Annotated in this window: 18 protein-coding genes and 2 pseudogenes; 13 read left to right on the plus strand and 7 right to left on the minus strand. The window is 50.3% G+C overall.

Annotated elements, in window-relative coordinates; genetic code table 11:
- Window positions 1–230: pseudogene (locus BMW43_RS09665) on the plus strand (IS110 family transposase); the annotation flags it as partial.
- A gap of 293 nt (window positions 231–523) precedes the next feature.
- On the opposite strand, the gene BMW43_RS09670 reads toward BMW43_RS09665, so the two are convergent.
- Complete coding sequence (locus tag BMW43_RS09670; RefSeq protein ID WP_091746376.1) at window positions 524–1,516, minus strand: YeiH family protein; 993 nt, start codon at window positions 1,514–1,516, stop codon at window positions 524–526.
- 107 nt (window positions 1,517–1,623) lie between these two features.
- On the opposite strand from BMW43_RS09670, the gene BMW43_RS09675 reads away from it, so the two are divergent.
- The 3 genes from BMW43_RS09675 to BMW43_RS09685 all read left to right on the plus strand — a co-directional run bounded on the left by BMW43_RS09675 (window position 1,624) and on the right by BMW43_RS09685 (window position 4,644).
- Window positions 1,624–2,496 carry a LysR substrate-binding domain-containing protein gene (locus BMW43_RS09675; protein WP_091746378.1) on the plus strand — a complete coding sequence of 291 codons (873 nt, stop codon included), beginning with the start codon at window positions 1,624–1,626 and terminating at the stop codon, window positions 2,494–2,496.
- A 346-nt stretch (window positions 2,497–2,842) separates the two neighbouring features.
- The gene (gmd, locus tag BMW43_RS09680; protein ID WP_091746379.1) at window positions 2,843–3,865 is read left to right on the plus strand and encodes a GDP-mannose 4,6-dehydratase; all 1,023 of its coding nucleotides are present in this window, start codon (window positions 2,843–2,845) and stop codon (window positions 3,863–3,865) included.
- A gap of 11 nt (window positions 3,866–3,876) precedes the next feature.
- Window positions 3,877–4,644, plus strand: coding sequence for a glycosyltransferase family 2 protein (locus BMW43_RS09685; protein WP_091746382.1), 768 nt, complete (start codon window positions 3,877–3,879; stop codon window positions 4,642–4,644).
- Between the two features lie 44 nt (window positions 4,645–4,688).
- Here the strand turns inward: BMW43_RS09685 and BMW43_RS09690 are convergent, their stop codons facing one another.
- Together BMW43_RS09690 and BMW43_RS09695 are read right to left on the minus strand one after the other, a co-directional pair.
- Window positions 4,689–5,921 carry an EAL and HDOD domain-containing protein gene (locus BMW43_RS09690; RefSeq protein WP_245732311.1) on the minus strand — a complete coding sequence of 411 codons (1,233 nt, stop codon included), beginning with the start codon at window positions 5,919–5,921 and terminating at the stop codon, window positions 4,689–4,691.
- A 387-nt stretch (window positions 5,922–6,308) separates the two neighbouring features.
- Window positions 6,309–7,220, minus strand: a complete 912-nt coding sequence (locus BMW43_RS09695; protein ID WP_091746384.1) for a GGDEF domain-containing protein — start codon at window positions 7,218–7,220, stop codon at window positions 6,309–6,311.
- Window positions 7,221–7,567: 347 nt separating this feature from the next.
- Between BMW43_RS09695 and BMW43_RS09700 the strand changes: the two genes are divergently transcribed.
- Window positions 7,568–8,206: a hypothetical protein gene (locus tag BMW43_RS09700; RefSeq protein WP_091746386.1), complete on the plus strand. Its 639-nt coding sequence runs from the start codon at window positions 7,568–7,570 to the stop codon at window positions 8,204–8,206.
- A gap of 103 nt (window positions 8,207–8,309) precedes the next feature.
- On the plus strand, window positions 8,310–9,506 hold the full coding sequence (locus BMW43_RS09705; RefSeq protein ID WP_091746389.1) for an MFS transporter: 1,197 nt from the start codon (window positions 8,310–8,312) through the stop codon (window positions 9,504–9,506).
- A gap of 78 nt (window positions 9,507–9,584) precedes the next feature.
- On the opposite strand, the gene bioB (BMW43_RS09710) is transcribed toward BMW43_RS09705, so the two are convergent.
- Both bioB (BMW43_RS09710) and bioB (BMW43_RS09715) read right to left on the minus strand, forming a co-directional pair.
- Window positions 9,585–10,580, minus strand: coding sequence for a biotin synthase BioB (gene bioB, locus BMW43_RS09710; protein WP_439331451.1), 996 nt, complete (start codon window positions 10,578–10,580; stop codon window positions 9,585–9,587).
- Entirely contained in the window at window positions 10,577–11,575 is a 999-nt protein-coding gene (bioB, locus tag BMW43_RS09715; protein ID WP_091746392.1) for a biotin synthase BioB, read from the minus strand. The genes bioB (BMW43_RS09710) and bioB (BMW43_RS09715) overlap by 4 nt, the downstream gene beginning before the upstream one ends.
- Before the next feature lie 180 nt (window positions 11,576–11,755).
- Between bioB (BMW43_RS09715) and elbB the strand changes: the two genes are divergently transcribed.
- Window positions 11,756–12,415 (plus strand): isoprenoid biosynthesis glyoxalase ElbB, encoded by a 660-nt coding sequence (gene elbB / locus BMW43_RS09720; RefSeq protein ID WP_091746395.1) that lies wholly within the window; start codon window positions 11,756–11,758, stop codon window positions 12,413–12,415.
- Between the two features lie 217 nt (window positions 12,416–12,632).
- Here the strand turns inward: elbB and BMW43_RS09725 are convergent, their stop codons facing one another.
- The gene (locus BMW43_RS09725; protein WP_091746397.1) at window positions 12,633–13,202 is read right to left on the minus strand and encodes a biotin transporter BioY; all 570 of its coding nucleotides are present in this window, start codon (window positions 13,200–13,202) and stop codon (window positions 12,633–12,635) included.
- 464 nt (window positions 13,203–13,666) lie between these two features.
- On the opposite strand from BMW43_RS09725, the gene nspC reads away from it, so the two are divergent.
- The 5 genes from nspC (at window position 13,667) to BMW43_RS09750 (ending at window position 20,438) form a co-directional block, all read left to right on the plus strand.
- Window positions 13,667–14,773, plus strand: a complete 1,107-nt coding sequence (nspC, locus tag BMW43_RS09730) for a carboxynorspermidine decarboxylase (protein ID WP_245732313.1) — start codon at window positions 13,667–13,669, stop codon at window positions 14,771–14,773.
- Window positions 14,774–14,804: 31 nt separating this feature from the next.
- The gene (locus tag BMW43_RS09735) at window positions 14,805–16,064 is read left to right on the plus strand and encodes a saccharopine dehydrogenase family protein (protein WP_091746402.1); all 1,260 of its coding nucleotides are present in this window, start codon (window positions 14,805–14,807) and stop codon (window positions 16,062–16,064) included.
- A gap of 171 nt (window positions 16,065–16,235) precedes the next feature.
- Window positions 16,236–16,604, plus strand: coding sequence for an ArsR/SmtB family transcription factor (locus BMW43_RS09740; protein ID WP_091746404.1), 369 nt, complete (start codon window positions 16,236–16,238; stop codon window positions 16,602–16,604).
- An 11-nt stretch (window positions 16,605–16,615) separates the two neighbouring features.
- Window positions 16,616–19,120, plus strand: coding sequence for a heavy metal translocating P-type ATPase (locus BMW43_RS09745; protein ID WP_245732315.1), 2,505 nt, complete (start codon window positions 16,616–16,618; stop codon window positions 19,118–19,120).
- 94 nt (window positions 19,121–19,214) lie between these two features.
- Window positions 19,215–20,438 (plus strand): multidrug effflux MFS transporter, encoded by a 1,224-nt coding sequence (locus tag BMW43_RS09750; protein WP_091746410.1) that lies wholly within the window; start codon window positions 19,215–19,217, stop codon window positions 20,436–20,438.
- 79 nt (window positions 20,439–20,517) lie between these two features.
- On the opposite strand, the gene BMW43_RS09755 is transcribed toward BMW43_RS09750, so the two are convergent.
- Window positions 20,518–21,576, minus strand: a complete 1,059-nt coding sequence (locus tag BMW43_RS09755) for an HD-GYP domain-containing protein (RefSeq protein WP_177173529.1) — start codon at window positions 21,574–21,576, stop codon at window positions 20,518–20,520.
- A gap of 148 nt (window positions 21,577–21,724) precedes the next feature.
- Between BMW43_RS09755 and BMW43_RS21525 the strand changes: the two are divergent.
- Window positions 21,725–21,897: pseudogene (locus tag BMW43_RS21525) on the plus strand (anaerobic C4-dicarboxylate transporter family protein); the annotation flags it as partial.
- Window positions 21,898–21,995: the final 98 nt, after the last annotated feature.

Consider the following 21,995-nt stretch of genomic DNA (forward strand, 5'->3'; position numbering starts at 1 on the left):
CATCGACCTATTCCCATATGGAGAAACGCGGTTCCCGTTATTTGCGGTATGCTCTTTTCAATGCCGCTAAATTTGTCTGCAACTGGGATCCCTCTTTTGCCGCCTATCTTGAAAAAAAGCGTGCTGAAGGAAAACATTACAATGTCGCTATTTCTCATGCTGCTAAGAAGCTTGTGCGGCTCATTTATGCCTTAGTCAAATCCCAATCGCCTTACAATCCTGCCGCCTGACTCTTCCTGACTCTACACTTTTTTTGAGCGCCGCAAGACGCTCTTTTTGCTATGCCCTTTTGTCTTCTTTGCCTATTCGTAACTCTTTTGGCTTTTCACCCTTGACTTTTTATAGTTAGTCTTTCTATTAAGAATGACTTATTTTCCGTTTTTATTACTTGATGTCGTGATTGGCCAAATAAATGTTAGAGATGAATATGAGAGAATAGGCATGTCTTATGACAGTATTCAGACATACAAAAAGACGGGTTGGCCAAAAGCTAACCCGTCTTTTTGTATGTCTTCGTGCCGTATTACCAGATTTGCAGGTAGTACTGTACGGCCAGTGAAACTGAAGCTACGGCGAACCAGCAGGCTAATCCCAATAAAACCGGCCGTATGCCGTTAGTTATGAGCTGAGGCAGGCTGGTTTTCAAGCCGATGCCGGCCATGGCGACAATGATGAAAAACTTTCCGGTTTGGGCCAGCAAAAGGCAAATTGCTGGAGGCAGCATTCCCCATGTATTGATGAACGAGGCAAGGATAAAGCCAATAATGAACCAGGGGAAGGTTTTAATAAAATTAAAAGTGCTGTCAGTTTTTTGCCTTCTTGCGGTAATCAGGGAGAGAACAAGCGTGGTGGGAATAATCATTAAAGTACGGGTTAATTTTACAATGGTAGCGTAGTTACCGGCCGCCTGACTATAGGAATAACCTGCGGCTACCACGGAGGACGTATCGTTAATGGCAGTGCCTGCCCACATGCCAAATCCTGTATCGTTCAGCAGCAGGGCGTGCCCTAAAAAAGGAAAAAGGAAGACAGCCGCAATGTTAAATAAGAATATAGTGGAGATGGAATAGGCAATGTCTTTTTCACTGGCTCTAATGGCCGGTGCAGCCGCAGCAATAGCCGATCCGCCACAGATAGCTGTGCCGACGCCAATCAAAATGCTGGATGTACCGGATACTTTTAAGTATTTGCCGGCGAACCAGGCGGTAAGAAAAGCCGCACCAAGAGTAAATACAATGACATATAAAGACTGTCTGCCGGTAACGAGAATATGTTGCAGGTTCATTTCAAAGCCGAGTAAGATAATGGAGTACTGCAATACATTTTTGGCGACAAAATTAATGCCTGCATGATTGCTGACAGGTTTTTTCCAGTAGGACCAAAGCATTCCCAGTAAGATACCCCATACCGGACCGCCGATCACCGGAAAATATCTACCCAGAAACCAGGCCGGTATGGCAAAGGAAAGTGCCATACCCAGCCCGGTTATCCCTGGGGTGTTTGCAAATTGTTTCATGGTAAATACCTCCTTGTTACCATGAGCATAACACTGGACTAATGATAAGTAAAATACTATAATTGTTTATATATAATAGGTATTTACCTATAATAAAGGAGCGCATTATGACATTAAGACATTTAACGATCTTTTTAGCTGTTTATGATGAAAAAAATATGACCGCAGCCGCGGAGAAATTGCATATTGCTCAGCCGTCGATCAGTCAGGCTGTTGCCGAGCTGGAGTCTCATTATAATATAAAGTTGTTTGAACGGTTGGGGCGTAAACTGTATATCACCCAGGCCGGGCAGAAGCTGGCAGGCTATGCCCGGCATATCCTGCATTTACACCGGGAAGCCGAGATTGCCATGAATGAAATAACCGACAAGGGATTGCTGCGGATCGGTGCCAGTGTGACGGTCGGTACTTGCCTGCTGCATCGTTTAATCAGGCGGTTTATGGCGATAAATACCAATACCAGGATCTATCCGGTGGTAAACAATACAAAAATCATTGAGGACATGCTGCTTCTGGATCAATTAGACCTTGGCCTGGTGGAAGGCAAAGTGCATTCACCGCTTTTAGCGGTTACGCCATTTATGAAAGATGAACTTGTTTTAATTACGGCACCAACTCATCCACTGGCTGAAAAGAAAAAAGTGAATATTGCGGAACTAAATGAGCGTGAATTTTTGGTCAGAGAGGAGGGCAGCGGAACCCGTGAGTTGTTTGAATCGGTTATGGCCAGTCAGGGGATAGGCTGGACTGTAGCCGGAGTTTATAATAATGCGGAAGCCATTAAGGAGGCTGTGGCGGAAGGAATCGCAGTTACCGTCATGTCCAGAATGTCCGTACAAAATGAAGTGAAAAGGAAGGATATTGCTATTATCGAGGTGGAAGGAGTCAGTTTCCAGAGACAGTTTAGTGTGGTGTACCATAAAAATAAATTTATCTCTCCACCGTTAGAGCGCTTCATACAAACCTGCTTTTCCCTGTAGGCGGTACGGCGGAACCTCCAGTATTTTAGCTGCATACAATATTTCATACGGATATATCCGAAGCAGTCGGACACTTATCCTAAGGGATCACTGACTTAATTACGACAGGTGTCACCGGTTTTGTCAGAAAACCTGAAAAGACCCTCAATTTCTGCTGTTTCTCTTCTTTGTCATGTGAAGAGTCTTTCTTCATGTCAATGTACCTGCTAAGCAGTGGCTCCTAGGTACCCTCTGGTTAATTCACGCTGCGCGTCCAGGCGGAAAAATCTCTCGCCAGGCCGGCCGGTTCATTTAAGCAGCGGGTACCTAGAAAGGATAAGAAGTCATGCCGTATGGAGGTGTTTAGGTGAAATCGGCAGTCATTACTGGGATTACAGGGCAGGACGGAGCATATCTGGCTAAGCTGCTGCTGGATAAGGGGTACAAGGTATATGGACTGATAGCGCGACGGGCGACGGCAACGACCTGGCGGCTCGGATGGTTGGGAATTGAGTCGGAGATAGAACTGGTCAGCGGTGATTTAACCGATGTATCATCCCTGATCAGGCTTATTCGCATGGCAAAACCGGTGGAAGTATATAATTTGGGAGCCCAAAGTTTTGTCGGAGCCTCCTGGCAACAGCCCATATTGACGGCGCAAACGACCGGACTGGGGGTGTTGCATGTTCTGGAAGCCATCCGCCAGACCGATCCGTCCATACACTTTTATCAGGCGTCGAGCAGCGAAATGTTCGGCCAGATCAGAGAGCCGGTGCAGTGCGAGACTACTCCATTTTATCCGCGCAGTCCCTATGGGGTCGCCAAGCTGTTTGGACACTGGATGACGGTGAATTACCGGGAAAGCTTTGATCTCTTTGCCTGCAGCGGTATTCTGTTCAATCACGAGTCTCCCCTAAGAGGGCTGGAATTTGTGACCAGAAAGGTAAGCGACGCCGTGGCAAGAATTAAGCTGGGAATGCAAAATGAGCTGCGGCTGGGCAATATCGATGCCAAGCGGGATTGGGGCTTTGCCGGAGATTATGTGAAAGCTATGTGGCTGATGCTGCAGCAGGAGCAGCCCGATGATTATGTGGTAGCCACCGGCTGTACGACCACTGTCCGGGAGATGTGCCGCATCGCTTTTTCTTATGTAGGGCTGAATTATGAGGACTATGTGGTGATTGATCCTCTACTTTATCGGCCGGCGGAGGTTGAAGTGCTGCTGGGTAATCCGGCCAAGGCTGAACGCATTCTGGGCTGGAAGGCGGCGGTGGATGTCCGGCGATTGATTGAGATGATGGTCGAGGCCGATCTCAAGCGGGTAACGGCGGAAAAACAACTCAAGGCGGAAACTACCGCCTATCAGCCGGAACCGTTTTATAAAGCGTAAGGAGTGAAGCTATGGAATCTCAAGAGTTTGTTACGGTTGCCATTTTGGCCAAGGATAAAGCGCATGTACTGCCGCTATATCTTGAATTGATTGAGAAGCAAACCTATCCTGCCTCCCAGATAAAGCTCTACATCCGGACTAATAACAATAACGATAATACTGCACAGTTGCTGCGCCAATGGGTCGAAAAAGTTAAGGACAGGTATTCGGAAATTCATTTTGATGCCAGTGATGTAGCGGAGCCGGTGCAAGAGTACAGCCCTCATGCCTGGAATGCCTTGAAGTTGATGGTGCTGATTGACCTGCGTCAGCAGTCGGTCGAGTGGGCCAAGGAGCGAGGGACGCATTATTTTGTAGTCGATTGTGATAATTTTATTGCGCCCGATACGCTGGCGGAACTGTTGGCTACCGGGTTGCCGGTAGTAGGACCGCTGCTGCGCAATGGCGATGATCCGTCAAGCCAGTACGCCAATTATCACTTTGTTACGGATGACAACGGGTATTACCGGCATTCGCCTTTATATCATGAAATCCTGAATCAGACAATAAAAGGACTGATTCAGGTGGAAGTCATCCACTGCACCTATCTTGTCCGCCGCGAGGTATTGCCTGTCGTGAATTATAACGACGGCAGCGGCCGGTATGATTACGTCATTTTCAGCGATACGCTGCGCAAGGCTAATGTACCGCAGTATATCGACAACCGCCGTGTTTACGGTCTGCTTACCTTTTGTGATACCGCCGAGGAATTTAAGGCTAAACAAATAAAAATCGTTTAATATAAAAATCACCGCAGCTTGCTGTTGCGGTGATTTTTTATTGATCAATTGGTATTAATAAATTCGTGGGCCCAGATCAGCGCTTTCTGGTAGGATTGTGATACCTGGTATTCCTGGATGGCCATGGCCCGGGTGAACCGGGAAATTGTTTCCCACTCGCCCCGCTCATAGGCCTGCATAAGCTTATAGATTAACCCAAGCCGGTTGGGTTTAATGCTGAGCAGCGCATCCTTGATCTCCTCGTCTAACGCTATTTCTTTCAATATTTCCGGCAGGGGACGGTCCAGCAGGGCATCCAGGTGGGAAAGCATGCCCATCAAAAAGGCATTGGAGGTCTGCTGTTTGGACAGGTTGATGCCGGCGAGATTTTCGGCAAACCGGGCTCTGACCAGGGAGTTGAGGATTAATTCGCCGGGTTTATGATTGCCCATTCCCTTAAGTGCCATAAGCGAGGCCCATTTGCTCAGTTCTTTCTGTCCCAGCAGTGTTAACGCCTGACGCAGTGATTGGATTTTATTGCTTAAGCCAAAAAAGGCTGAATTGATGAATTTAAGGAGGTTGTAGGAAAGCGATACATCCCGTTTTATGATAGCCTCCAGTTGGGAGAATTCCAAATAGGGCTGGTTGATTTCCCGTAGAATGCTAAGATAGTTGATCTTATAGCTGGGAATGTCTTTGCTGGACAGTACAACGGGCTTGCAGAAAAAGTATCCCTGAAAATAGGAGTAGCCCATCTGGAGAGCAGCCTGAAAATCGGCGTGGGTTTCGACTTTTTCCGCCAGAAATTTGATAGGATAGTTCTTACATCGGTCCAGCAAGGCTTTTCTTTCATCCGGAGGTGTGAGCCGGAAATCTACTTTTATAATGTCGGCCAGCTCAACAAAAGGCATAAATTTCGGCTTGAACACGAAATCGTCCAGCACCAGGCAGTAGCCGCCCTGCTTGAGTTTTTGACAGGCAGCAATGACCGGTTGGTCGGGTTCGATGTTTTCGAGGATTTCAACCGCAATCAGTTCTTTCGGCAGCATGGAGGGAATTTCATTTTTTAAAGAGTTGGCTGTAAAGTTAATAAAGGCCTTCTTACCGTTGGTCAGGTTCTCCATACCGATGAGCAAAAAGCTGTTGGCCACAACGCTGTTGGTGGCGTGATCGCCGTCCGTGCCGTCGTAGGCGTTGGCTACCTTGCTGCGAAACAGCAGCTCATATCCAAAGACGTTCTGGTTGCAGTCAAAAATAGGCTGCCGGGCTACATGGACTTCTGTTTCCTGGGCCATCATAAAAAAGACTCCTTTCCCTTTAGTCTAGGGCTTGTTTCTAAATTAACGGAATGACTCATGGCGAGTGACTTTTGCGCCAGACAAGGGCAACATGTTGCAGGAATAGCGGCCCCCATTTCAAGACATGGTAACAAAGTATGGCATAAAAAGCACCGTCAGGAGGTGTTTCGGATATTTTAGAGACAAGCTCTAGTACCTTATAGTCTTATAGCTTTGATCCGGTGAATCTTGGTAGTCTATTTTCCGTATTTCTTCGCTGTCGCCGGGCAGCATACTTCCGGTATGCCTCTTTCCCCCGCTTTGCGCTGCGACAAATAGCCTTGCCATCATCCTGCTGTCTTAGCCGGGAAGATACTAGTGTACTATAAGGTTTCCCACAGTTTAAAGTCAGGTTGGCCGGGCGGCTACCGTACAATTGCGTCCCGCCTGCTTGGCCTGGTATAAGCGTTTGTCGACCTGATCGACCAGTTGGTGAAAATCTGTTTCCTGGCCGGTGAACATGTAGACCCCGAAGCTGGCTGTGATGCACAGTTCGCCGGCTGAAGTGGGAATGGAGGTCTGTTCGATGGTTTTACGAAGGGTTTCTGTAATATGATAAGCCTGCGCTTCCGAACAATCACTTAAAGCCAATAAGAATTCTTCGCCGCCATAGCGAGCGACCCAGTTTTCCTGTTTATGCCGCACATGCTCGTGCAACTTCAGGGCAAAAAATTTCAATACTTCGTCGCCGACGGCGTGCCCGTATCTGTCGTTTACCTGTTTAAAATAGTCAATATCGGTCATGATCAGGGAAAAAGGCCGGTTATTCTGCCGTACCCGGGCAATCTCCAATGGCAGCTGTTTGTCGATATAACGCCGGTTGTACATGGTGGTTAAGGCGTCGCGAAATACCAGATGGTAAAGATTATTCACAAAGTGATAGGTGAGGGAGTTGGTTTCTTTGGGTGCGGTCAACGCATGTTCCAGCGCCTTGTCTTCTACACAGGTAATGAGCTCTAAGGTCTGAAGCTGTCCGGATATTTCCAGCGGAATAGCGGTGATGAGAAAGAATTTTCCCTCCACGGCTTCAATGCGGACAAGAATTTGCCGGCAGCGGACAGCCTCCAGACACATGCAGTTCTCGCAAAACGACTCGGCAGTTCCGCAGCGGGAAAAAATGGCATGATGAGGAGAAGTCCCGGGGGACTGGCAGGAAATAAGCGGTTGATGGGGTGCTGTCGGTGAAGCGGAGATAATTCTTGCTATATCGTAATATTTGGCTAATACCTTTAAATCGGTGGGAAGAAAGTCGCGAATCAATGGGATTGCCTCCTAGCAATAAGCCGGCGGACTTACGGCAACGGAACCGAGGTCGGTTACCGGAGGCCGTTTGACGTAAGGGTGGTTGTTCCGGCACATCTGTGGTACTATATAATAAGGACAATTGTCCAATATTGTTGAAAAATGTTTATAAAGCGCACAAAAAATCTATTATATTCATTATGACAGCTAATCAGGCCGCTTACAATCTCTCCTGTGTACAATCATTTTGGGAAAATAGGAAAAAATACTATCCCATGGGGATAGTAAAAAATAGATAAAAAGGCATGGCTAATGTCCTTTTTTGACAGGCCGGCCTTTTAACGATAAGGGAGGGGGCATGGGTGATGCAGATCAAACATCCGGATTGGTTGCAGATTCACCGGCAGCAGTGTGGCGTGCTGTATGGATATAATCAGGACTGGTACAGGACTTCTTTTCAACGGACCCGGGGCTGCGGGCCGACAGCGGCGACTATGCTGCTGGTATACCTAAACCGGCGTCAGCCCGGTTCGCTGCCTTATGAGGCCGGTAGCCTAACCGCAATTGCCGATATACTGGAAGAGGTATGGTCGTTTATTACTCCCGACCGGTTGTTGGGGCTTAACAGCACCGGCAAGTTTTGCGAAGGCGCCGACAGACTGCTCAGCCATTATGGGCTGTCCTGGCGCTGCCAACGGCTGGGAGTCAACGCCTTGCGCAAGAGAAGACCTTCGTTGGGGGAAATCGTGCGGTTTTTGGAGACAGCCCTGGCTGCCGATTATCCGGTTGCTTTTTTGAATTTGCACAGGGGAAAGGTAGCGGAACTGGAAAGCTGGCATTGGATGGTGATTACCGGTTTGCGCTATGAGAACGCTCAAGACCGGTATCAGATCACTTGCTATGACAACGGGCGCTGCTTGACAGTCGATCTGGGGCTGTGGCTGCAGACGACTCGCTTTGGCGGCGGCTTTGTCTATATTGAGCTGCCGGAAAATCACGAATAGAGAGGAAGATTGCAAAGGCTAGGGCGTGTTTTCAAACTATCCGTTAGTTTGAAAACACGCCCTAGACCGGGCTCCCGGTGTTTGCAACCATATAAGGTGTGACATGAATAATCAGGTATTATGGACGTTGGAATTTTTAGGGATGAGTGCCAGCAGTTTTTTTCAGTATATGGCACACTATGCCCTGATCGCTGCTTTGCCGGTGGTAGTCACCGGCCAGCTAGGCGGCAATGAGTGGCAAGCCGGCTTGGTTATGACCTTTTTTCAAATCGGCGCCGTGCTGTTTCGGCCCCTGGCAGGTAAATGGATTGATCAGTTTGATAAAAAAGGGATGCTGTTTGCCGTGCTGGCGGTGTTTTTCGCAGTGAGCTTAATGTATTTGGGTGTAACCGGGCTCGGTTTATATTTCTTATTGTTAATTCGCTTTCTCCATGGCGGCGTGTTTGCCGTAGGCAGTACGGCAGTGGCGGCAACAGCCGCGTTGATTGTGCCGGAACAGCGAAAAGGGGAGGGAATCGGTTATTTTGCCATGTTTTCCACGCTGGCCATGGTGGTGGGGCCTTTTTTTAGTTTGACGCTGATTTCCCACTACACGCCGGAGGTTCTTTTTGCCAGTGTTGTTGTACTGGCCGCCCTTGCTTTTTGGACGGCCAACCGGAATACGCTGGACGGATTGGCCGGCAAGGGAAAAAAGCCGGGCGGCCGTTCGCTGCGCTGGCATGATTTTATCGAGGCCCGCGCTTTACCGGTAGCCTTCATCGGCGGATTGCTGTTTTTTGCCTATGCCGGTGTGTTGGTATTTGTGCCGATCTATGCCCGTTTGCTTGAACTGACGCAATATACCAGCCTGTTTTTTGCCGTATACGCGCTATCCATCGTAATCACCCGCCCGCTGGTAGGCCAGTTATTTGACCGGGCCGGCATGCATATGGTGGTGTATCCGGGGATTATGCTGTTTGTGCTTGGCCTGGTCTGCCTGAGTCAGGTGCAGGGAGCCGTCGGTTTTTTAATCGCCGCCGCGATCATTGGTGTGGGTTTTGGTGCCCTGAGTCCGACTTTTCAGGCACTGGCCGTTCAAGTTTCGCCCAGCCGGCGAGCCGGTGTGGCTACGTCCACTTATTTTTTGGCGTTAGATATCAGTGTGGGAATGGGATCCTTTTTTCTTAGTTTTCTGGCTGCCGGTACCGGTTACCGCAGCATGTATTTATGTACCGCCGTGGTTGTCGGTCTGGCTGCCGTTGCCTACTATACCCTGCGACGGCGGCTTGTCAGCCGTGGCGGTTCTGCTGCTCTGCGGTAAGTCAGAAGATTTTTGGTATAGATATAAAAAATGCGCCGGTAGGCTTGGCCGCTGCCAAGCTGCCGGCGCGTTTTGCCGTTAGAGGGACGATCCAACCGGTGACAGCCCTAGCTGGGTAATGGTCTGTAAATCGGTGTCGGCGCCGCGGCCGCTGGTGGTCAGGTAATTGCCCAGCAGCATGCCGTTGATTCCCGATAAAAAACCTAAAGGCACAAGCTCGCCCAGATTGCGTTCCCGGCCGCCGGCGTACCGGATAATTTTGTCCGGCAGGATAAAACGGAAAATCGCAAAGGTCTGTAAAATTTCCAGCGGATGCAGGCGGGCGACATTTTCTACCGGTGTCCCTTTAATCGGATTTAAGACATTGATCGGGACCGAATCCACGTTAAGTTCCTTGAGGGCAAAGGCCAATTCAATCCGCTGCCGCCAGGATTCGCCTAAGCCGATAATGCCGCCGGAACAGACTTCCAGACCGGCCGCTTTGACTTTTTTGACGGTGGCTACCCGGTCATCATAGCTATGGGTGGAACAAATTTGACTGAAAAAGCTTTTGCTGCTTTCCAGGTTGTGATGATAACGGGTAATGCCTGCCTGTTTTAAGGCAGCTACGTGCTCATCGGACAGGATGCCGAGCGAACAGCAGCGTTGTAAGGTTGTTTCGCGGCCGATGCGTTGAATGGCCTGGGTGATATTGGGGAAATCGGCATCGTTTTTCATGCCGCAGCCGGAGGTAACAATACAAAAACGGTAGGCGCCGTGAGCTTCCGCCTGTTTGGCCGCCGTTACCAAGGCTTGTTCGCTAAGCAGCGGATAGGTTTCTATTTGTGTGCGATGATGGGCCGACTGGGCGCAAAAGCTGCAATTCTCCGAGCAGTTGCCGGAACGGGCGTTGACGATCTCGCAGGTGTCGACGGTTGAGCCGGTAAAGTGAACGCGTATTTTATTGGCCAAACTTAGCAAAACGGGAATATCATCCTCCGTCAGCTCGGTTAAGGCCAAGGCGTCGTCAAAAGAAAGGGCGGCGCCGCTTAATACTGCCTGAGCCAGATCAAATAAGTCTTGAAGTTTCATCATAAAGTCTCCTTTGCATAATCGGCCGGAAGCAGGCCGGCATCGTGAATCATAGTAAAGTCATCGGCCGCCTGGCGGCCTTTAAACGTTAAGTAGTTGCCGATAATCAGCCCGTTGGCGCCGGCCAGCATGAGCAGGCCCTGCATATCGCGCAGGTTGATTTCCCGCCCGCCGGCGGGGCGGATAATGCGGTCCGGCAGGAGAAACCGAAAAATCGCAAAGGCTTTTACGATAGTAAGGGCCGGCGGGGGAGCTGTTTTTTCCAGAGCGGTTCCTTTTATCGGATTTAAAATATTGATGGGAACCGAGGCGACCTGCAGTTCACGCAGGGTGAGTGCCAGGCTAATCCGATCCTCCCAGCTTTCGCCAAGACCGATGATGCCGCCGGTGCAAAGCTCCAGTCCGGCGTCTCTGGCGGCCTGAACGGTTGCCAGCCGGTCCTGGTAGGAATGGGTGGTGCAAATTTCGGAATAAAATTGCCGGCTGGTTTCCAGGTTGTGGGCATAGCGTCTGACGCCGGCAGCGGCCAGTCGCCGGGCCTGGGGGCCGGAAATGGTGCCCAAGTTGGCGCAGACAGCCAGACCGGTGACGGTGGTAATGCCCTGGATTATTTCCAGAATCCGTTCAAAATCGGGATCTCCCTCCATTCCTCTGCCACTGGTGACCAGACTGATGCGGGTAGCTCCACTGCGCTGGGCTTCCTGCGCTTTTTTCAGCAGATCATCGAAAGATAGCAGCGGATAGACCGGAGCGTCAGTCTGATGATAAGCTGATTGGGCGCAGAACTTACAGTCTTCTGAACAAATGCCGGAACGGGCATTGATGATGCCGCACATGTCGACAACCGGTCCGTTATAGTGTTCACGGATTTTGTTGGCGTAGGCTGCCAGCAGCAAGATATCCGAGCCTTCGGCGTCGGTTAACTGCAGGGCTTCGTTACCGGTTAGAGCGCCGCCGTCAAGTACTTTTTCGGCCAAGCCTTTAATTAAATCGAGCATAAGGACCTCCTTTACTGGCGAAATGCTAACTTTGTTGTATAGTCGGTTTACGATTCGGATATACATTGATTAAGTAGGATGAAATAAAAGCCTTGTAAGACAATTTGCCGGCGGCAGGAACCGGCCGGTTTAACGAGAAATATCTATATAATTTATCATTTGCGGTGAAGGGGTGTTGGCATGAAAAAGGTAGGCGTGGTTTTAGCGGGCTGTGGCGTGTTAGACGGCTCCGAAATTCATGAAGCAGTATTGACCTTGCTGTTTCTCAGTCAAATGCAGGCTGAGGTGCAGGTCTTTGCTCCCGATAAGAAGCAGCGTCAGGTCATTAATCATGCTACGCAGCAGGAGACGACGGAAAGCCGGAATGTGCTGGTCGAGTCCGCCCGCATCGCTCGCGGCAATGCACTGCCGCTTGAAAAACTGGACATGGCGGTGCTTGACGCCGTGATTTTTCCCGGCGGGTTTGGTGCGGCAAAAAATCTGTGCACCTTTGCGATTGACGGTCCGCACAGCGTAATTGATTCGGCAGTGGCCCGGGTGATTCGCGAGGCCCACCGGCGGGAAAAGCCGATTGGCGCCATGTGCATTGCGCCGGTGCTGGTGGCGCTGGCCTTTAAGGAAACTTCGGTGCGGCCCCGTTTATCGGTCGGCTCCGACCAGGAGGTTCATGCCGTCCTGGCAGCCTGGCAGGCAGAGACGGTCTGTGCCGGGGTGGCCGATGTAGTAGTTGATGAAAAGAATAAAATTGTGACAACGCCTGCTTATATGCTTGGGCAAACTATTGCCGAAGTGGCCGCAGGTATAGAAAAACTGGTCCAAGAAGTGTTAAGGCTGGCCTGATATAAATTATTACAGACGGCGGAAAACTGGACTTGGAGCCTAGTGTCAATCCTAAAACTGTAGAATAATGGCGAGGCTATTTTTCGCAAGGCAAGGCGAAGGAAGGAGGCATACCGGCAGTATGCCGACTGACGACAACGAAGGCTTGCGGAAAATAGACCGTCAGTATTCACAGGATTAGGGTTGATAAGGTACTAGGTGTTCCGGGTCTATTTTGTCAGGCCGAATTTTTGATGAAGCCGGTACGGCGCAAAATGGCGAGGACTTTTACCCCGGTGGCGGCAATCAGGACCGATAAGATCATATCGGGTATAATGTAGGGGATAAAGCCCACGGCCAGGGCCTTGCTCAGGGCCATGCTTTTGCCAAGATATAGGTTGACAATCAGATACAGATAGGGAACTCCTATCAGATAAATCAAAAACAAGCCAAGCAGTACGGCGCCGAGCAATTTGACAAAAGTGACGGCGGCGCCGAAGCGTTCCATACATTTGCCGATGACATAGGCACAGAGGGCAAAGCCCAGCAAATAACCAAAGGTGGGCTGTAATATGTAGGCGGGACCGCCGCCGTTAACAAACACCGGAATGCCGATCAGTCCGAGCAAAATGTATAAGGCCTGGGAATACAGCCCCTGTCGGGAGCCCAGCAGGATGCCGGCATAAGCACAAAATAAAAACTGCAAGGTGTAGGGAACGATGGGCGTCGGAATTTTAATAAAGGCGCCTACAGCCGTCAAGGCGGCAAAGATGGCGATTAACAGCATGTCGCGCAGGGAAAGCTTCATAGAGATACCTCCAGATTTATAGTGTTTTAGGGCAAACTGAAAAATAGATACCATTGTTAACTGTTGTTTTGCAACTGGTTAACAATGGTATCATACACTGAAACGGGTTAAAAGTAAAGGCTGCAGAATAACCGGAGGCTTCCGGGTTATGGTTAAAAATAACAAGAGATAAATATATCGCATATTATTTTAAGGATAAACGACTTTTTAGCTTATTTTTCGATTATTTTCAAAGAATATCGACAGATGAGCAAGTTTTTGATATGATTAGATTCATGAATTGATGCCATAGCCAGTTCAATCTGTTGAAGAGTGACCGGATGGGTTCCGTAACACGTGTTGTCGCTAAGCGGCATACTTCGGTATGTTCCGTTTCGCCACCCTTTTTACGAAACCTGTTCTTTTCATGTGCTTGCTGCTGGCAATTGGTCAGGTTTCATTATCTTTTTAATAGCAGGAGTTTGATGATGAAGATAACCACGCCTTATTATTTAATTGATGAAAATAAATTGCTGCGCAATATGGAAATCATCCGGCAGGTACGTCAGCTTTCCGGTGCCAAATCGGTATTGGCTCTTAAATGTTTTTCCACCTGGTCGGTCTTTGAATTAATGCGCCAGTATATGGATGGTACGACATCCAGCTCATTGTTCGAAGCCCGGCTGGGTTATGAAAAGTTCGGCAAGGAGACCCATGCTTACTGTGTCGGTTATTCGGCGGAAGATATCCGGGCGGTAACGGCGTTTGCCGATAAGGTGATTTTTAATTCCGCTTCGCAACTGGAGCGGTACTATGAACTGGTAAAGACAAAAAAAGTCGGCCTGCGGGTCAACCCGGGTATAAGCCATTCTCATTTTGATCTGGCCGACCCGGCCCGGCGCCATTCTCGGCTGGGCGTAACTGACAAGGCGGTGCTGGCGGCGCAGTTGCCGCGGCTTAGCGGCTTCATGTTTCACTATAACTGTGAAAACGATGACTATCCTGCCTTTGTCCGCCAGCTTGACTATATCGGCGAACAGTACGGAGATATGCTGAAGGAACTGGAGTGGATAAGCCTGGGTGGCGGCATCTACTTTACCAAGGAAGGCTATCCGGTGGAGGCATTTAGCCGGACACTGGCTGATTTTGCCAAGACCTATGGAGTGCAGATTTATCTGGAACCGGGCGAGAGCGCCATAACCGGTGCCGCCGAATTGGTGACCCGTGTCGTCGATATTGTGCAGAACGAGATTAATATTGCCATTGTCGATGCCTCGGTGGAAGGGCATATGCTGGATTTATTAATCTACCGTCTGGCTGCCAAAATGGAGGCGGAACAAACCACAGGGCATTCCTATATGGTGGCGGGCCGCTCCTGTCTGGCCGGTGATGTTTTTGGCACCTTTCACTTTGCTGACAGACTGGAGGTTGGCAGTGAAATCCGTTTTGCCGATGCTGCCGGCTATACCATGGTGAAGAAGAACTGGTTCAACGGTCTCGCCATGCCGGCCATTGCCGTGAAGCGGCTGGACGGTACGCTGGAGGTTGTCCGAACCTTTGATTATGCAGATTTCTTAACTAGTTTATCATAAATATCTTTTTTTAAAATTTAGGAGGAGAGAAATGAGAAAAAATGTTTTAATTGTAGGTGCTGGGGGAGTAGCGCATGTCGTAGCCCACAAATGCGCTATGAACAACGATGTATTGGGGGATATCTGCATTGCATCGCGTACCCAGCAAAAATGTGAGGCTATCATTGAAAGCGTATTGCGTAAGAATCATCTGAAAGATCCTGCCCGAAAGTTATACGCAAGACAAGTGGATGCCCTAAATGTTCCCGAGTTAGTCAACCTGATTAAAGAAACTAAATCTGAAATGGTCATCAATGTGGGGCAGTCGTACATTAATATGTCCGTTTTGGAAGCTTGTATAGAGACAGGTGCGGTATACATGGATACTGCCATCCATGAAGAACCCGACAAGGTTTGTGAAAATCCGCCCTGGTATGCCAACTATGAATGGAAACGCAGGGAGCGCTGTGCCGCTCAGGGAGTTACCGCCATTTTGGGTATCGGTTTTGATCCCGGAGTGGTAAATGCCTGGTGTGCGCTGGCCCGCGATGAATATTTTGATACCATTGATACCATTGATATTCTGGATGTTAACGCCGGCAGTCATGGTAAATACTTTGCCACCAACTTCGACCCGGAGATCAACTTTAGAGAATTCAAAAAGGTGTGGACCTGGGTGGATCGCCAATGGGTACAGCAGAAAGTTCACTCCATCCGGGTCGATTATGATTTCCCCGTGGTGGGAAGCTGCCCGGTTTACCTGACCGGACATGATGAACTGCATTCGCTTTCCAAAAATATAGATGCCAATTCCATCCGTTTCTGGATGGGTTTTGGCGATCACTATCTGAATGTGTTCTCGGTGCTGACCAATATCGGTCTTACTTCGGAGAAACCGGTCAAAGTAGCCGAAGGCGTGGAAATTGCCCCGCTGAAAATGTTGAAGGCCTTGTTGCCCGATCCCTCCTCCCTGGCACCTGGCTATACCGGCAAGACTTGCATCGGTAACTTCATCCGCGGCACAAAAGATAATAAACCGCGCGAAGTTTTTATTTACAATACCTGTGATCATGCGGAGTGTTATCAAGAAGTGGAGGCCCAGGCCATCAGCTATACAGCGGGAGTTCCGGCTGCGGCTGCGGCGATCCTGGTCGCCCGCGGTGACTGGGATGTGAAAACAATGGTCAATGTGGAGGAACTGCCACCCAGACCGCTATTGAACCTGTTGGATAGCATGGGCTTGCCGACCGTGGTCAGCGAAAAGCCGGTGACCTTTACGGCGCCCGTCATTGAGCATGTAGCTTCGGTATAAACGAATGAACATCGTCCCCTATGTTTACGGGAAGCGTAAACATAGGGGATTTTTATTCCCTTAGGGCTTATAGATTTTTTCATTATCTTTTTCGCAACGGGCAGTATACTTTTGCTGTTGTCTGTAATATAATACAATATATGAATACGTGTTCATATATTGGAGGTGTTGATGGTGACATCTGATTGTACAATGGATACCTGCGAGGAATTGTGTGAACATCCCCAGGTAGTATGTCTGGCCAGAAAGGACGCTTTGCCGGAAACGGAAGCGCAGCAGGTGGCCGAAACTTTTAAACTATTAGGGGATGCCACACGGATAAAGATGCTGCATGCCTTGGCTAAACGGGAGCTATGCGTATGTGATCTGGCCGCCGTGGTGGAGATGGGCCAATCGGCTGTTTCGCATCAATTGCGGCTATTGCGCAGTGCCCGTTTAGTCAAATATCGTAAGGAAGGAAAGATGGCCTGGTATTCACTTGACGATACTCACATTGAATCATTACTGGCTCAATGTGTGGAGCATACCAGACATCGCTAAGGAGGCGAACAATGCGCGATTCACATAGTGAAAGTCATGAAATCTCCTGCCGGCGGGACTGCTGTGACGGACGGGTGGCACCGGCCGCCGCCATTTGCAGTTGCTCTGGTGAAAGTGTGGTGGCTGTGGAACCGGATACGGCGGACTGCTGCCGGGCGGATTGTGGTCCGGCGGTGACGGCAGACCAAGCTATTGCCCGGTTTACGCTGGAAGGGCTGGATTGTGGCGATTGTGCCGCCAAGCTGGAAAAGGCCTTAAGCCGGCTGACGGGTGTCAGCCAGGCCAGCGTGTCTTTCGCAACGGCTAAGCTGCAAGTGACTTATGATCCGGAGCTGACGGATACGGCAGCAATCCTTGCCGCCGTGCGGGGCTTTGGCTACACGGGCCGGCTACTCGACGGGCCAGGACAGGTAACAGACAGAAAAAGCATGGTGTTTGTTATTTCCGGCATGGATTGTGCCGATTGCGCCAAGGGACTGGAAAAGCGGATTAGCAAGCTGACCGGCGTATACGCGGCACAGGTGAACTTTGCCACCGGCAAGCTGCTGGTGGAGCATAGTCTGCCGGTGGATGCCATTTATCAGGCGGTGGAACAGGCCGGCTATAAGGCAAGGCTTGAACTGAAAGGAACGGATGTTTCGCCAGGGACGGCTTGGTGGAAGCATGCCAGAACCGGAGCTACCGCGCTGGCCGGCATCCTGTTGGTTGTGGCAACCCTGGCAAATTGGCTGGGCTGCGATGAAGCTGTTGTTTCTTTTCTTTATGTTGCCGCTGCCGTTGCCGGTGGTTATCATACGGCAAGAAGCGGTTTATACGGAGTCCGGTCGCTGACCTTCGATATGAATTTTCTTATGACGATTGCCGTTCTTGGGGCTTTTGCCATCGGTGAAGGGAGCGAAGGGGCTACGGTAGCATTCTTATTTTCCTTTGGCAATACGCTGCAAGCGTATACCGTGGATAAAACCCGGCAATCCATCCGGGCTTTAATGGAATTGGCACCACCGGAAGCGCTGGTGTTGCGGAACGGACAGGAACTGCGGCTGCCGGTAGAGGAGATTGTAGTCGGTGATATCCTTTTGGTGAAGCCCGGTGAACGGATTGCTATGGACGGCATCGTGGCGGAAGGAATATCAGCCGTTAATCAGGCGGCCATTACCGGGGAATCCATTCCGGTAGAAAAGCAGGCGGGCGATACCGTCTATGCCGGCACTCTGAATGAGAACGGTGCTTTGTCTGTCCGGGTAACCAGAGCAGCCGGCGATTCTACTTTGGCCAGAATTATGAAACTGGTGGAAGAAGCACAGGCGCAAAAAGCGCCTTCCCAGCAATTTGTCGATGTATTTTCTAAATATTATACTCCGGCCGTACTGTTGGGGGCACTGGGGGTTATGCTGATTCCCTGGCTGGCGTTCGGATTATCTTTTACCGAATGGTTTTATAAAGGTCTTGTGTTATTGGTGATTTCCTGCCCCTGCGCGCTGGTTATTTCCACGCCGGTTTCCATTGTAGCGGCCATCGGCAACGCGTCCGCCAATGGAGTTTTGATTAAAGGCGGTGCCTATCTGGAGGAACTGGGAGCCATTGAGGCCATTGCTTTCGATAAAACCGGCACGCTGACGACGGGCCAGCCGGTGGTGACCGGTTTACTGCCAGTGCAGCCGGTAACGGAACAGGAACTTTTGCAGATTGCCGCTTCCATTGAGAAGTTTTCAGAGCATCCGCTGGCCGCGGCTATTTTACAGAAGGCGGCGGGACTTTCCCTGCTGCCGGCGAAAGGTTTTACAGCGCTGGTTGGACGGGGCGCGCAAGCCGAACTGGCGGGAAATACCGTATATATCGGTAATCGACGGCTGATGGAAGAACTGGGGCTTTCCACGGCGGTTTGCGAGCCGGCCGTCACTACCTGGCAGCAACAGGGGAAAACGGTCATGTTTGTCGGTAACCGGCAGGAATTGTTCGGTGTCATCGCCGTGGCCGACACGGTCCGGGACAATGCCGGCGAAGCGATCGCGGCACTGCGCCGAACCGGCATGAAGCACACGGCTATGCTTACCGGCGATCAGACCGCCGTGGCCGCCTGGATCGCCGGCAGTTTGCAGCTTGATTCCTATTATAGTGAGCTGCTGCCGGAAGATAAGGTGGCGATTGTTAAAAAACTGGCGGCAGACTATGGCCGGGTTGTCATGGTGGGAGACGGGGTGAATGACGCTCCGGCCCTGGCGGCGGCCAATATCGGGATTGCCATGGGCGTGGCCGGCTCGGATACTGCTTTGGAAACGGCCGATGTAGCCCTGATGGCCGACGATCTGGGTAAGTTATCTTATGTAATGCGTCTGAGCCGCAAGACGGTAGCCATTATCAAGCAGAATATCGGCTTTTCCGTACTGATAAAAGCGCTGTTCATCTGGCTGACACTGGCCGGTCATGGCAATCTGTGGATGGCTGTGTTTGCCGATACGGGTTCCTCCATCCTGGTTACGCTAAACGGCATGCGCCTTATGCGCAAGCTGGCTTAAGACGGTTTGTTGTGTTGAACAGTTGCATAAAAACGGCATTTGCCATAAAATAGAGGATATATTTTTTAATTGCACCAAATAGTGAGGAGACCTTATGAACGATTCACAGAATATAGCGGCCGAAAGGACAGCCGAAACAAAGCGGGCTGTCCTCTGGATTGCCTGCCTGCTGGGCTGGCTGTCCGCCTTCGGGCCGTTATCCATTGATATGTATCTGCCGGCTATGCCTCATTTGGCCAATGACCTGCAGGCCAGCACTTCCCTGGCCCAGCTTAGTTTGACCGCCTGTCTGCTGGGGATTGCGCTGGGACAGATCTTCATCGGACCCCTTAGCGACACCTACGGACGGCGGGGGCCCTTATTGGTTGGGTTAGCCATTTACGCTGCCGCCTCGTTTTTATGTGTCATGGCGCCAACGATGGAACTGTTTGTTGCCATGCGGTTTGTTCAGGGGCTGGCCGGCTCCGCCGGGGTGGTTATTTCCCGGGCAACGGTCAGGGATCTTTACTCCGGACCGGCGATGACCCGCTTTTTTGCCCTGCTGATGTTGATTAACGGCTTTGCTCCCATTTTTGCACCGGTCTTGGGTGGTCAGATTCTGGCGTTTACTTCCTGGCGGGGAATTTTTATTGTCCTTGCCGGTATTGGCCTTGCTATGCTGGCCGGCGTTTTTTTCGGGTTACGTGAGACGCTGCCGCTTAAGCGGCGTTCCCGGGGTGGTATTGCCAATAGTTTGCGGACATACCGCAGCTTGCTGAGCAACCGGACCTTTATGGGTTATGCACTGGCGCAGGGCTTTGTCTCGGCGGCGATGTTTGCCTATATTTCCGGTTCTCCCTTTGTATTGCAGGATATTTATGGTGTTTCGCCGCAAATGTTCAGCGTTTATTTTGGCATAAACGGCTTAGGCATTATCCTGGCCGGGCAGATAACCGGCCGTCTGGCCGGGCGCATCAGCGAGACCAGGCTGCTGATTGCCGGTCTGGGGATTTCCTTTGTGGGAGGAGCGGCGCTGCTCCTGATGATTTTGCTGCAAGGCTCGTTATATATGATTCTGGTTCCATTATTTTTGGTCATTGCCAGTGTGGGGATTGTCGGCACCAGTTGTTTTGCCTTGGCCATGCAGGATCAGGCCAAGGCAGCCGGCAGTGCCTCGGCCTTGATCGGGTTGTTTTCTTTCGTGTTCGGCGGAATTATGGCGCCCTTGGTTGGTATCGCCGGCAGCCGGACGGCTGTGCCGATGGGTGTGATCATTGCTCTGGCGGAGACGGCCGCTGTATTAAGTTATGTCTGGCTGGTAAAGCATAAACAAGATTGATCACGGACAAAGAAATACAGGCAAAAGGCGCGCCGGGCGGTTAACGCGGCGCGCCTTTTGCCTGTAGCGGCAGTATCTATTATCTTATGATATGGCTGATGCGTATATCACCGCCATCATTTAAATCCAGCACGGTGCCGTCCTCCAACTGGACTATCGAGCGGGAGGGCCAACGCTTGTTTGTGCAGACGACGCGCCCCTTGCTGCCGTTGGTCAGCATGACCGGGTCGCCGGTCAGAAAATTGGTCATGTGACTGATGAAGGTGAGACAGGCTTTGGGGTCCAGGCGGTATACCTCGTGCTGCAGCTTCTCAATACTACAGTAAGGGCTCAGCATGCCCGGATCGCGATTGATAGTCAGTGCTTCATCGTAGAGATCGGCAATGGCGATGATTTTAGCGTAGGGATGAATGTCGGTACCTGACAATCCCTGCGGATAACCGCTGCCATCCTCCCTTTCATGGTGATCGGTCACACCCAGGCGGACGCTTTCGGCAATACCGGGAACCTTGCTAAGCAGTTCATAACCTAACGTAACATGCTGCTTATAGGCTTCATAATGGTCGGTCGAGAGTTTATGGGGCCTGTTGACCAGCTTGGGCGGCAGAAGGGATTTGCCGACATCATGCAGCAGGCCGGCCAGTGAAATGGCATGGATGCTTTCCGGCGGGTACTTGAGCCACAGTGCAATCAGGCCGGCAATGACACTGACATTGACGCTATGGCGAAACGTATAGTCATCGCAGGGTGGTAAATTATATAATTGATCAATGACATTGCCGGCGGTGGTCAGGTTTTGAGCCAGATCATCGGCTGTTTTCCGAAAGGTGGCGAGAGGGAGCATACGGGTTTGGCGGATTGTATCAAAGGCCTGCTCTACCACATCGACCGATTGGTTGTAGGTGTTTAAAAATTTTTGGAGAGCCGGATCGGCAATGACCTGTTCCGTGACTTCGCTCCAGATAGATACGTTTTGGATGTTCCAGGTTTCCAGCTTTTTTATAATAGGTTGTGTAACTACTGTGCCCTGATTAATCAGAACATTACCGTACTCCGAATAGACATCCTTGGCCAGTTCGGTGCCGGACACTAAAAAGGCTACCGGTTGCTCGACAATTTTTCTTGCTGTTTCTGTCATATGCTTGCACCTCAACCTCATTTTCCTTAGTGGCATTGGTAAAAATTTTCGCTGTGCTGGAAATAAACCCTTCTTTTTTGCAAAAATTTCTGCTATGGTGCAACCGGCGAATAGCGGAATAAAAAACAGACCAAGTCAGTTGACCGGTGGCTATTTCGTGCTGCCTACCTATCCGGGGGATTTGGCCTGTATCGGATTTGACTGTCCGGTACGACGAAAATCGACAAGTTCATTATTAATCACAGTTTTGTTCTGCCTGGTATTATCGGTATGATAACAGGCTGTATTGCGGGCTATATACTGGTAAGCATATTATTTTAAGTGCGGGAAAAAGGTCTGTTGTCAGGCCTTTTTTGTATACCGTGATAAATGATTTCTAGTTGACAAATTATTACTTTTACTGGATACTAAAAGAGTGT

Source organism: Propionispora vibrioides (assembly GCF_900110485.1).
Classification (GTDB): domain Bacteria; phylum Bacillota; class Negativicutes; order Propionisporales; family Propionisporaceae; genus Propionispora; species Propionispora vibrioides.